10 protein-coding genes are annotated in these 13,409 nt (G+C 44.3%); 7 read left to right on the forward strand and 3 right to left on the reverse strand.

Going from position 1 to position 13,409, the window contains the following annotated elements; all coding sequences use genetic code 11:
- Positions 1–23: 23 nt before the first annotated feature.
- Positions 24–1,634, reverse strand: a complete 1,611-nt coding sequence (locus NDN13_RS10615) for a BCCT family transporter (RefSeq protein ID WP_251115440.1) — start codon at positions 1,632–1,634, stop codon at positions 24–26.
- A 265-nt stretch (positions 1,635–1,899) separates the two neighbouring features.
- Between NDN13_RS10615 and betI the strand changes: the two genes are divergently transcribed.
- The 4 genes from betI to NDN13_RS10635 all read left to right on the forward strand — a co-directional run bounded on the left by betI (position 1,900) and on the right by NDN13_RS10635 (position 6,624).
- Positions 1,900–2,526 carry a transcriptional regulator BetI gene (gene betI / locus NDN13_RS10620; RefSeq protein WP_004655490.1) on the forward strand — a complete coding sequence of 209 codons (627 nt, stop codon included), beginning with the start codon at positions 1,900–1,902 and terminating at the stop codon, positions 2,524–2,526.
- On the forward strand, positions 2,519–3,991 hold the full coding sequence (betB, locus tag NDN13_RS10625; RefSeq protein ID WP_251115441.1) for a betaine-aldehyde dehydrogenase: 1,473 nt from the start codon (positions 2,519–2,521) through the stop codon (positions 3,989–3,991). Before betI ends, betB begins: the two co-directional genes overlap by 8 nt.
- A 90-nt stretch (positions 3,992–4,081) precedes the next feature.
- On the forward strand, positions 4,082–5,776 hold the full coding sequence (gene betA / locus NDN13_RS10630) for a choline dehydrogenase (RefSeq protein WP_251115442.1): 1,695 nt from the start codon (positions 4,082–4,084) through the stop codon (positions 5,774–5,776).
- A gap of 65 nt (positions 5,777–5,841) precedes the next feature.
- Positions 5,842–6,624 (forward strand): TorF family putative porin, encoded by a 783-nt coding sequence (locus tag NDN13_RS10635; protein ID WP_251115443.1) that lies wholly within the window; start codon positions 5,842–5,844, stop codon positions 6,622–6,624.
- A 71-nt stretch (positions 6,625–6,695) separates the two neighbouring features.
- On the opposite strand, the gene NDN13_RS10640 is transcribed toward NDN13_RS10635, so the two are convergent.
- Positions 6,696–7,871: a zinc-binding dehydrogenase gene (locus tag NDN13_RS10640; RefSeq protein WP_242726702.1), complete on the reverse strand. Its 1,176-nt coding sequence runs from the start codon at positions 7,869–7,871 to the stop codon at positions 6,696–6,698.
- Between the two features lie 355 nt (positions 7,872–8,226).
- Between NDN13_RS10640 and NDN13_RS10645 the strand changes: the two genes are divergently transcribed.
- From NDN13_RS10645 to ntrR, 3 genes are all read left to right on the forward strand, one after another.
- Positions 8,227–9,105, forward strand: a complete 879-nt coding sequence (locus tag NDN13_RS10645; RefSeq protein WP_251115444.1) for a phosphoribosyltransferase family protein — start codon at positions 8,227–8,229, stop codon at positions 9,103–9,105.
- Between the two features lie 24 nt (positions 9,106–9,129).
- Positions 9,130–10,617, forward strand: a complete 1,488-nt coding sequence (locus NDN13_RS10650; protein WP_251115445.1) for a nicotinate phosphoribosyltransferase — start codon at positions 9,130–9,132, stop codon at positions 10,615–10,617.
- 329 nt (positions 10,618–10,946) lie between these two features.
- Entirely contained in the window at positions 10,947–11,702 is a 756-nt protein-coding gene (gene ntrR, locus NDN13_RS10655; protein WP_251115446.1) for an ADPR responsive transcriptional repressor NtrR, read from the forward strand.
- Between the two features lie 39 nt (positions 11,703–11,741).
- On the opposite strand, the gene NDN13_RS10660 is transcribed toward ntrR, so the two are convergent.
- On the reverse strand, positions 11,742–13,346 hold the full coding sequence (locus NDN13_RS10660; RefSeq protein WP_251115447.1) for a GMC family oxidoreductase: 1,605 nt from the start codon (positions 13,344–13,346) through the stop codon (positions 11,742–11,744).
- Positions 13,347–13,409 lie beyond the last annotated feature (63 nt).

Consider the following 13,409-nt stretch of genomic DNA (forward strand, 5'->3'; position numbering starts at 1 on the left):
AAAATAAAAGTCATTCGCCCGAATTACAATGTTTCTGATTTATCCGTGATAACGTGTGATGGCGGAGTGTCCTGCGTTATCACTTGCGGTGGTGTAGGACTAAATTGATCCTGTTTCAGTGCTTTGGCCAAGCCAAACATATACAGCAAAATAATAACGGAGAATGGCAAACCACACAGCACCACAGCACTTTGCATGGAGTGAAAACTCCCTGCCAACAGCAGGCCGATACTGACAATGGTAATCACCACAGACCAGAAAATTCTCAACCAAATCGGTGAATCACTTTCATTGCTACCCCCTTTCGAGGACAGATTTGCGATCATGAGTGTACCAGAACCCACAGGGGTCAAAAACAATACGAAACAAATCACAACAACAATCCCAGCAATATAGGGATTGAACGGTAAAAATTCGAGAAGCTTAAATAAGGACAAAGCAGGGTCTGTCAGCACCAAGTCACCGAGAATTTTTTGCTTCTGTTCCAGAATAAAATAGATTGCAGTGTTGCCAAAAATCGAGATCCAAGCCAAGGTAAAACCGAGCGGAATCAGACAGACACCTAACACTACTTCACGAATGGTACGGCCTTTGGAAATACGCGCAATAAACATGCCCACGAATGGCGCCCATGCAATCCACCATGCCCAATAGAACACCGTCCATGAACCTAGCCACTCACCTGCTTTGCTGTTATAGAGATACATATCAAAGCTTTTTGCCAGAAAATGATCGAGATAATCGCCCATGTTCTGCACCAAACCATTCAGTAAATGATTGGTAGGGCCTGTTAAAAACACGAATAACAATAAGGCATAGAGTAAACGCAGATTAATACGCGACAACCACGCCAAACCCTTTTCAATTCCAACTACGGTGGTAATGGTCGCCACTGACATCATCAGCAACACCACCGTAATCAGTGTGGTTTGATTGTTTGGAATTTCAGGCAAGAGATAATGCACACCCGAAACCAGCACCAAAGCACCAATACCAAGGTTGGTCACCAAAGAAATCACCGTGGCTAAAATCCCGAAGCCATCGACAAAGTCACCGATCAAGCCATGAATCCGTTCACCAAAGATCGGATACAGCGCAGAGCGTAAGGCCAACGGTAAATCTCGACGAAAGGCAAAATAACCCAAGGTGACACCCAGCAAGGCATACAACACCCAACCATGAATGCCCCAATGTAAAAAGCTATACATCATGGCATCACGTGCAGCTTGTATGGTGCCGCCCTGACCTTCAGGTGGTCGCAGGAAATGGTCAACGGGTTCAGCCACACCGTAATACAACAATGCAATCCCGATCCCTGCCGAAAACAGCATCGACACCCAAGCCAGATAGCCAAACTCGGGCTTATCGTCATCTTTACCTAAAGGAATTTGTCCAACCCGTGAAAAAGCCAGCCAAGCAACAAAACCTAAACAAACCACAATCACCAGCATATAGTACCAACCAAACAATTGATTGGCCTGCCCTTGTATATAGGTCAACCAGAACTGGCTGCGCTGTGGAAACAACACAAACAATAGGCCAAAGATGCCGATACTGATTGCGGAGCTCCAAAAAACAAACAAATTTAAACGTACGGGTTCGGATGGAGATCCTTCATGACTATTTGACACCATGTTCTTGCTCCTTGCAATTGGTGCATTTTTCTTAAAAAATAATGTGATAAGTGTGATTTAACACTTAGCTTCTTATCCATAAGAATCTTTGATTTATTACTTTAACGCTGATCTTTTCAATCAAAAATTCATTGATTTTTACAGATTATACTTTTTATTGATTGAACGTTCAATCAATAAAAAGTATGATAAAAAAATGTTATGATGCTCTACATCGAGAAATGTTGAATAAAAAGCACCTTGGCAGGGCTTTAAATGGATAAGCATGACAAAGCGTAGAGTAAAACCAGAGCATGTGCGACGTGAAGAGATTATTAACGCCGCATTTTATGTAATTTCTGAAGTGGGGTTATCCAATACCACCATTGCACAGATTGCAAAAAAGGCCGAATTATCGACCGGTATTGTGAGTCACTATTTCGGTGACAAACAAGGCTTGATCAATACCTGTATGCAAGAAATGCTCAACGTTTTGCGTCAAAAAACCGACCAATACAAAACCGAAGCAGATGCGCATCCAGAAAGCCAGATTAAGGCCATTATTGATTCCAACTTCGATATCAGTCAGGTCAACAAACAAGCCATGCGGGTCTGGTTAGACTTTTGGTCTGCCAGTATGCACCTTCCCGAACTTGGACGTTTACAACGAATTAATGATCAACGCCTGTACTCCAACCTGAAACATTATTTCCTCATGTTGGTGGATGATAAACAACAGGCCAGCATTGCCGCTCGCGGATTGGCGGCTTTGATTGACGGATTATGGTTACGTGGCAGTTTAAGCAGTCATGATGAGTTTGACAGCCAGTTGGCACGTTCCATTGCTTACGATTATGTAAAAACGCAATTGCAATTTGCGAACAAACCTTTGCAGGAGAAACAGAATGAGTGATGCACAAGTTCACCAGTTATATATCCACGGACGTTATGTCGCAGCAACCAGTGGTCAAACATTTAACAGCATTAACCCTGCCAATGGTGAAGTGATCGCAACACTTCAACAAGCCTCACAACAAGACATTGAAGCGGCTGTTCAAAGCGCACAACAAGGCCAGAAAGTCTGGGCAGCGATGACTGCGATGGAGCGTTCTCGCATCTTACGTCGTGCAGTTGATATCTTACGTGAACGTAATGACGAACTTGCCCGACTCGAAACCCTCGACACAGGTAAAGCCTACAGCGAAACCTCAACTGTGGATATCGTGACAGGTGCCGATGTCATCGAATACTACGCAGGTCTGGCAACCGCGATTCAAGGCGAGCAAGTGCCACTGCGTGAATCAAGCTTCTTTTATACCCGTCGTGAACCACTGGGTGTGGTGGCTGGTATCGGTGCATGGAACTATCCAATCCAAATCGCAATGTGGAAATCTGCGCCTGCCCTAGCAGCAGGAAATGCCATGATTTTCAAACCAAGCGAAACTACCCCACTGACTGCATTTAAACTTGCTGAAATCTATACTGAGGCGGGCGTACCAGACGGCGTATTTAACGTGGTTCAAGGTGCAGGTCGTGATATCGGTCAATGGCTGACTGAGCATCCTGTGATTGAAAAAATCTCGTTCACGGGTGGTGTCGAAACTGGCAAAAAAGTGATGGCCAGTGCTGCAGGTTCGACCTTGAAAGAAGTCACCATGGAGCTGGGCGGTAAATCACCGCTGATTATTTGTGATGATGCCAACCTCGACCGTGCTGCGGATATCGCAGTGATGGCAAACTTCTTTAGCTCAGGTCAAGTCTGCACCAATGGTACCCGTGTGTTTGTACCCAAAGCCTTGCTTGCTGATTTTGAAGCAGCCGTAGTGGAACGGGTAAAACGTATCCGTATCGGCGATCCGATGGCTGAGCAAACCAACTTCGGACCACTCACCAGTTTTCCGCATATGGAAAAAGTATTGTCTTTCATTGAGTCAGGCAAACAGCAAGGTGCAAAACTATTGATTGGTGGCGGACGTGCCACTGAAGGCGATCTTGCCAAAGGTGCTTATGTACTGCCAACGGTATTCAGCCACTGCCAAGATGATATGGCGATTGTGCAAGAAGAAATCTTTGGCCCAGTGATGAGCATTCTCAGCTATGAAACTGAGGAAGAAGTGATCCGTCGTGCCAATGACACCACCTTTGGCCTAGCTGCAGGTGTGGTGACCCAAGACATCACTAAAGCACATCGCATGATTCACCAACTTGAAGCAGGTATCTGCTGGATCAATACCTGGGGCGAATCGCCTGCGGAAATGCCAGTGGGTGGCTACAAGCAATCTGGTGTTGGCCGTGAAAATGGCTTAACCACTTTGGGTCATTATACTCGTATCAAATCCGTTCAAGTTGAGTTGGGTGAATATCACAGCATTTTCTAATGCCCTCAGCTTTCACCCTCAAAATTAATCCTCTATGCCGAGCAATCCCATGATTGCATCGGCATCCTCAAGAATAGAAAAGGGATAACGATGAATACTCAAGCATATGACTACATTATCATTGGCGCAGGATCTGCCGGAAATGTGCTCGCAACACGTCTGACTGAAGACAAAGACGTGACTGTTTTACTTTTGGAAGCTGGTGGCCCAGACTACCGTTTAGATTTCCGTACTCAAATGCCAGCTGCTTTGGCTTTTCCTTTGCAAGGTCGTCGCTATAACTGGGCCTATGAAACCGATCCTGAACCACACATGAACAATCGCCGTATGGAATGTGGTCGTGGTAAGGGCTTAGGTGGTTCTTCATTGATTAATGGCATGTGCTATATCCGTGGTAATGCCATGGATCTGGATCAGTGGGCAACCATGAAAGGTCTGGAAGACTGGACCTATGCAGACTGCTTGTCGTATTACAAAAAAGCTGAAACTCGTGATATCGGTGGCAATGACTATCATGGTGATAAAGGTCCTGTCTCGGTGGCAACCCCTAAAAATGGCAACAATGTCTTGTTTCATGCCATGGTTGAAGCAGGCGTACAGGCAGGTTATCCACGTACCGATGACTTAAATGGTTATCAACAAGAAGGCTTTGGCCCAATGGACCGTACTGTGACCCCAAAAGGTCGTCGCTCAAGTACTGCCCGTGGTTATTTAGATATGGCCAAAGGTCGCCCGAATTTAACCATCGTCACGCATGCCACCACCAATAAAATCTTGTTTAATCAAAAACAGGCAGTGGGTGTGGAATATATTATTGGCGCAGACCAAGCCAATATGAAACAGGCACAAGCGAAACGTGAAGTCTTGCTCTGTGCAGGTGCGATTGCATCGCCACAAATCTTGCAACGCTCAGGTGTGGGTGAAAGCAATTTCCTGAAATCGATGGATATTGATGTGGTACATGACCTGCCAGGTGTCGGTGAGAACCTGCAAGACCATCTGGAAATGTATTTGCAATATCAATGCAAGCAACCGGTATCGCTCTACCCTGCACTGCAATGGTATAACCAACCTGCGATTGGTGCTGAATGGTTATTCAATGGCACAGGTGTGGGTGCAAGCAACCAGTTCGAAGCGGGTGGCTTTATCCGTAGCTCGGAAGAGTTTGACTGGCCGAATATCCAATATCACTTCTTACCTGTTGCGATTAACTACAACGGTAGTAATGCAGTAAAAGAACATGGCTTCCAAGCCCATGTCGGTTCAATGCGCTCACCGTCACGTGGTCGCATCAAGCTGAAATCAAAAGACCCGTTTGAGCATCCAAGTATTCTGTTCAACTACATGTCTACAGAACAAGACTGGCGTGAATTCCGTGATGCGATCCGTATCACTCGTGAAATCATGGCGCAACCTGCACTTGATCCCTATCGTGGCGAAGAAATCAGTCCGGGTAAACATATCCAAACCGATGCAGAATTAGATGAATTCGTCCGCACCCATGCAGAAACAGCATTTCATCCATCATGCAGCTGTAAGATGGGCGAAGACGATATGGCCGTAGTCGATGGTCAAGGTCGCGTTCATGGCGTACAAGGCTTACGTGTGGTTGATGCTTCCATCATGCCACTGATCATTACTGGTAACCTGAATGCCACCACCATTATGATCGCAGAAAAAATTGCCGATAAAATCCGTGGCAAGAAACTCCCTCGCTCTGAAGCGGGTTATTACAAAGCGGGTACAGCACCTGTACGTCAAGCGCCGTTACGTCCAATACTATAAGGAAGATATTCCTCAAGGGATACCCGAAGCTCAGCTTCGGGTTTCACTTCATTCAGGGAGAAATGATGAAAAAAACTTTATTCTTAATTGCACCTTTGGCTTTTTATTTTCAAAGCACCCACGCCACTGAAGCGACCTCACCCTACTCGGCCAATATCACAGCAGCCAGCCAATACGTTTCTCGCGGTTTTCAACAAACTTGGGGCAAACCTGCCTTACAAGGTGGACTGGATTACAACCATACCAGTGGTTTTTATGCAGGCACTTGGGCATCCACGGTGAGTGATCATTTTATTCGGGATGCCTCAATCGAATGGGATGTGTATACCGGCTATAGTCGCAGTTTTGGTGATATCACCGTTGGCACCAAAATCGCCTATTACTATTATCCTGGGGCAAAAACCACTGCCAATACTGGCAATACCCGTTTTGATTATGGGGAAATTATCCCTGAGATCAGCTATGGGCCGCTTAGCGTCAAATATGCGATGACCTATACCCAAGATTATTTCGGCAATAATTCGGATACTTTGGGCGTCGGCAATAACAAGCATTCACGTGGCTCGGGGTATCTGGATGTCAATTGGCATCAACCGATTGCACAAGGTTGGTCGGTCAATGCGCATTATGGCAATCAACGCATTAAAAACTTTTCTGCTGCCAGCTTTCAAGATGCCAGTTTTGCAGTCAACAAAGCACTACCCTACAATCTTTCCAGCAGTTTGACCTATAGCAAAGCATGGGATAAAGACGGTTTTTATCAGCAATACAGCAATGGCAATCCAAATGCTAAAGTCTCGAATCCGATTGATTCAACCCTGACTTTTTCATTGACCAAAAGCTTCTAATCCTCGCCGGATCAAGTCTTCTGACATAAAAAAGCCGCTTCACTGCAAGCGGCTTTTTAAAATCGTGGATGTTATGACTTGATCAATTCAATCGTTGAACCTGCACGTTTTGGATCAATCAGAATCTTGGCGTGTTGCTCTGGGTCGCGTAGCGCCTCAAAGGCATTGCCTACCCCTTCCAAACCGACTACACCTGTAATCAATGGTGAACAATCGACTTTACCTTCTGCAATCATATGCAGCGTGTCACGGAATTCAAGCGGGGTATAACCCAGCACATACTGGATTTCCAACTCTTTATTGATCGCCAATGCCGGTTCAATCTTGTCGCTTTGCATACAGACCCCAACCCCGACAATACGTGAGAACAGTGGTGCACCTTCCAAAATCTGCTGCATAATCCCAGCCACACCTACGCACTCAAAAATCACTGGACGTTTTGGCAATAACCCGAGTTTATCCCCAACACGCATGGCATTCACCCACGGTAATGCGTAAGTCTGAACCTTATCAAAAATCCCCATGCCCATATTAATTGCTTCTGAAACATTGCCCAATAAGCCGAGCTCTTTCCAACTGCTAAATGGTGATTGCTGTTTAGGATCAATCAAGATATCTGCGCCACACTGCTCGGCCAAACGACGGCGATTTGGTGAAAAATCACTGGCCACCACAGTTTTGACGCCCGCAGCTTTGAGCATAATAATCACACCCAAACCCACGGGACCACAACCAATCACAATCGCTGGTTCATTTTTCTTGATTCGACTACGGCGTACCGCATGCAGCGCAACAGCCATCGGCTCAGTCAGTGCGGCACTGTCCGCATCTAGACCATTGGGCACTTCAAACATCAGACTGGATTGCACCAAGACCTGTTCTGCATAACCACCTGAAGCACTCGGTGACAGCCCCGTCGGCACATAGCCTTGTGGATCGACATTCAATAAGGGCATGGCACAAACCAAAGTATCTGCTTTCAATTTACGCCGTGTTTTTGGACCGTAGTCCAAGACTTTGCCACAGAACTCATGGCCAAACACCAATTTATCCGAAGACTTTGCCACGCCATTAAAGCCGACGCGTGCTGCCAGATCATGCATATGATCGCAATGATGTTGCATATGTAAATCCGAACCACAGATACCGCAACGTACCACTTCAAGTAAGACTTGCCCCTTTGCAGGAACCAATTGAAGGCTATCTTCCAGTTTTAACTCAGCGTTATGACAAATCAGAGATTTCATTGAATGCTTTCCTTTTTGTTTTATTCCCATTGTTCGCTTTTCGCACTTTGACCCATTATAAGGCCAAGCCAACAACACATGGCTCAATCCTGACAAGGATAATTGTCAAAAACTATGACCTAAATATCAATATATCGCAGCAATAAAGTCAGCAAATAATGTATTTTAAAATCGCTTGATTGATTCAAAAAAAGTTTAAAAATTATTCTCTTTTAACTTCAAATAGATGAATATGTTTTTCTGGGCTAGTGCCCTATTTTTATTAAAACGATTAAATTTAAACCTTGCATTTAATAGTGTCATTGTGACAATATATATTTAATGGCTTTAAGCCACTATAAAAGAGAAACTAAAAATGACGATTCAACTTATGACAGCTCAAGCCAATGTTCCCATCGAGTTTTTGCAGTTTTCAGGTGGTGAACGTCATATTCAACTACAACCTGAGTTATTGAACCAATTACAAGCTGACACGCAGATCAAAGCCTCACTACAAAACAGCACAGATGTGATGGATTATCTATTACTGGAAAATGTGTTACTCGAACAAGGTACTCGTCTTTCGGTGGAAATCCCTTATTTTCCCTATGCACGTCAAGACCGTATCTGTGCACAAGGTCAGGCCTTCTCACTGGATTTAATGACCAAGTTATTGAATAGCAATAGCGAAAAATTTGTAGGACAGCGTCAGAAAATTGTGGTGTGGGATTGTCATAGCCCAATGACGCTTGAGCTGTTACGCAAAAATACCAGCTTCCAACAGGTAATCAATATCGAACCAATTGAGATTATCCAGCAAAGCCCAGCATTGATGCAGATTTTAAGCGCCGACAATACGGTATTGATCTGCCCTGATGCAGGTGCAATACAACGCACCCAAGCGATTGCAAACAGCATCAATCCGCAACGCCAACAGGCCATAGAAGTGGTTCACTGTGAAAAGAAACGCGATCCAAGCACTGGCAAAATTAGAACAACGGCGGTGAATAGCCCTGATTTGACAGGAAAAACAGCCGTAATCACCGATGATATTTGCGATGGTGGTGCCACCTTTATTGGTATTGCCAAACAACTACGCAGCCTAAACTGCCAAAACATTATTTTGTATGTCACCCATGGCATTTTTAGCAAAGGTCTCACGGTATTTGATGGCTTGGTCGATCAGCTCTTTACCAGCGATAGCCTGCCACAAGCAGAAGCAAACAAACTCAACATCATCAATTTTCAAAATTAAGATTAAAGCAAGAGGCCGATAAAAATGAGTATTAAAATTAACCCACTCAATGCAATTGATTTCTATAAAGCAGACCACCGTCGCCAGTATCCAGTGGGAACTGAATACGTCTATGCCAACTTTACCCCACGTTCATCACGTTTAGCCAAAATGCTGCCTGACTTTGATGACAAGATTGTGTTCTTTGGTCTGCAAGGCTTTATCAAACACTTTCTGATTGAAACTTGGAATGAAGGCTTCTTCAATCAAACTAAAGCCAAAGTGGTGGCAGCCTATAAACGCCGTATGGACAACGCTTTAGGTGAAGGTGCTGTGCCCGTCGAGCACATCGAAGCCTTGCACGATCTTGGTTATTTACCATTAAAAATTAAAGCCTTGCCAGAAGGTAGCCGCGTCAATATCAAAGTACCAGTATTGACCATCATCAATACAGATCCGAATTTCTTTTGGTTAACCAACTATATTGAAACCGTACTCAGTGCCGAGCTATGGAAAAGCTGTACCACTGCCAGCATTGCCTATGAATACAAACGCTTATTGAGCCAATATGCAGAAAAAACAGGTGCGCCTTTAGACTTTGTTGCCGTTCAAGGCCATGATTTTAGTAGCCGTGGGATGAGTGGGATCTATGATGCAGCCCAATCAGGCGTGGGACACTTGACCAGTTTTATCGGTACCGATTCAGTTGCATCCATTGACTATGCCGAAGAATATTATAACGCCACTGGTGTTGTCGGTGTTTCAGTGCCTGCAACAGAACACAGTGTGATGTGTATGGGCAGTGAAGAAAGTGAAATCGAGACCTTTAGACGTCTGATCTGTGAGCTTTATCCTGCCGGGGTAGTCAGTATCGTTTCAGATACTTGGGATTTCTGGCGTGTGATTACCGAGTTTAGCGTGGAATTAAAAGCAGAAATTTTAAAACGCCAACCGAATGCCCTCGGACTCGCCAAAGTAGTGTTTCGCCCTGACTCAGGTGATCCCGTGAAAATTATCTGTGGCGATCCTGATGCAGAGCGAGATAGTCCCGCTTATAAAGGTGCAGTGCAATGTTTATGGGAGATTTTTGGCGGCACAGAAACAGCGCAAGGCTATAAAGTACTGAATGAGCGTGTTGGCTTAATCTATGGTGACTCGATTACCCTAGAACGTGCGCAAAATATCTTAAAAGGTTTGGAAGCCAAAGGCTTTGCTTCCAATAATCTGGTTTTTGGAATCGGCAGCTATACCTATAACTATTTAACTCGCGATAGCTTTGGTTTTGCTGTAAAAGCCACTTGGGGACAGGTCAATGGCGTCGGTCGCGAACTGTTTAAAGACCCAGTGACCGACTCAGGTGTTAAAAAATCAGCCAAGGGCTTATTACGGGTTGAACAAACTGAAAATGGTTTTGAGCTCTTTGATCAACAAAGCTTTGAACAGGAGAAGATGGGGGCACTGCAAACAGTATTTGAAAATGGTCAATTGCTAAGAGAATGCTCGCTCGATCAAATTCGGGAGAGATTGGTCTAAGCAATATCAAGACCCCTCATTTGCAGTTCATCTACCTTACATCATGACAGGCGGCATGGATGCCGCCCATTTAACAATCTTGCACGAAATTCAGAATGCTATTTTGACCTTTGCTCAAGATGCAGCATCGACTAATCAGTCGCAATGAAAGATTTTTACTTAGGCCTTATCCCCAAAAGTATGCAATTGCCAATACACAAAAGTTTTGATTTCTCGATGACGAATGTTGCTATGCCGAAACAAGCAGAACTGTTTTTCATTTATAAACAGCACATTCAAATCTATAAAAACCTTTATACTTGACTCACTCATCCATGAGATAACACCAAATGACCTATACGTCCGAACAGGAATACCTTGCCCACTACCAAAAAACAGACTATGACACCCCACTGTTTATGGTCGATATGGCAATTTTTTCTGTGGCGAAAGGTCAATTACAAGTCTTAATGATTCAGCGCTCCAACTTTCCCGAAAAAGGCAAATGGGCGCTACCGGGTGGCTTTGTCGATTTAAAAACCGATCCAGATTTAATGGCAACGGCACACCGCAAACTACTTGAAAAAACAGGGATTCATTCCCCTTACCTAGAACAAGTCGAAACCATTGGCAATCAACATCGTGATCCACGCGGCTGGTCCATTACCGCTTTATATTTTGCTCTGATTGATTTTGACAAATTTGAAATTCAAGCAAGTCACACCACTGAGCATAGTCAATGGTTTCCAATCGATCAGGCATTACAGCTGAATTTAGCCTTTGATCATCAACAGCTGCTCCAACTCGCTTATGATCGCCTTGGCAACAAAACCCGTTACACCGCTCTACCCGCTAGCCTCATGCCTGAGCTTTTTACCCTGACCGAATTACAAACCATTTATGAAATTATTTTAGGCCATACATTAGAAAAAAAATCATTTAGACGGCGTATGCAGGAAGCAGGTGCCGTTGAAGAAACAGGACAGCAAAAAATCGTCGGCAAGCGCCCTGCTCAATTGTTTCGCTATGCACTGGAAAATTATAATTTCACTTTTCCACGTATGCTGGAAACACCACGCAACAACGCTGAAAATGAAAAGAGCTAAGATATTGCTAGCTTAGCTCCAATTACTGATCGTTTAAGTTTACTTCCACGTTTGACGAATCAAATCCACCGCTTTTTCAGCAATCATAATGGTCGGTGCATTGGTATTGCCATTGACCACCGTTGGCATAATTGAGGCATCAATGACTCGCAATCCCTCAATACCATAGACTTTCAGTTCAGGATCGACCACGGCCATCTCATCCACACCCATTTTACAACTACCGACTGGGTGATACACCGTATCGACACGTTGGCGCAAAATCTCACGAATTTCATCATCAGACTGCACACTGGCGGTAAACATATCCTCTTTAATTTTTTCACTTAACGCAGGTGCGTTCATTAACTTTTGCGTGACTTTATAACCATCGACCATATCCTGAAGATCTTGTTCATCCTCAAGGAATTTAAAGTCAATCAGCAATGGATCATCCACATTTTTACCACTCAGTTTGACAGAACCACGTGCGCGCGGATTCAACAAACACACATGGCATGAAATCCCATGTCCCATATGCATGGTGCGCGCATGGTTATCAACCACCGCAATCACAAAATGCAGTTGTAAGTTAGGCTTATCTAACTCAGGGCGGCTTTTTAGGAATCCACCACATTCTGCATAATTGGTGGTGATCAAACCTCGACGCTCTTTACGATAACGTCCAATTTGTTTGACTAAATCGATGCTACCACCAACCGATACCCCAAAGGTTCCTTCCATTTGCTTGGTCTTATAAGCAAAAATAAAGTCTGGATGATCATGCAGGTTTTCACCCACACCCGCCAAATCTTTAACGACAGCAATACCGTGCTTTTCAAGCTCTTGACGTGGACCAATACCAGATAGCATCAACACTTGTGGTGACTGGAATGCCCCTGCTGACAATAAGACTTCTTTCTTGGCTCGAACAACCGTACTTTGTTCATTGTGTTTATATTCGACCCCAACAGCACGACCATTTTCAATCACAATTTTCGACACCAAGGCTTTGGTAATCACATGTAGATTGGAGCGTTGGCCTAAATGAGGAAATAAATAACCTCGGGCAGCACTCCAGCGTTCACCATTTTTTTGCGTGACTTGATAAACACCGAGTCCTTCTTGTTCTGCACCATTGAAGTCATCATTGAGCGGATAATCCACCTGCTTCGCAGCTTCAACAAAAGTTTTTTGATAAGGGTTATCTGAACGTAATTCACTGACATTAAGCGGACCATGCTGCCCATGATATTCATTACGAATGCGCTCGTTATGCTCTGATTTTATAAAATATGGCAAAACATCGTCATAAGACCATCCCGCATTACCCAAAGCAGCCCAATGATCGTAGTCACTGCGATGCCCACGGATATACACCATTGCATTGATGGCAGAACTACTACCTAAGCACTTACCTCGCGGTTGATAGCCTTTTCGGCCATTTAGGCCTTTTTGTGGAATGGTTTCTAAAGCCCAGTTATTAATTTTAGTCGGAATACTAATCACTGCTGCTGAAGGTGTATTCACCAACCAACTGTTGCCATCACCACCAGCTTCTAATAAACATACCGAAATATTTGGATTTTCTGATAATCGCCCAGCCAGTACCGATCCTGCTGAACCACCACCTATAATTACAAAATCAAAAGCTGTTTCTGTCATCGCTATACTCTGTTTTTTCTTTTTAAAAAGTGGAAGCATTATGCCGAACACGGCATTTAAATA

The sequence above is a fragment of the Acinetobacter sp. C32I genome (genome assembly GCF_023702715.1).
In the GTDB taxonomy this organism is placed as follows: Bacteria; Pseudomonadota; Gammaproteobacteria; order Pseudomonadales; family Moraxellaceae; genus Acinetobacter.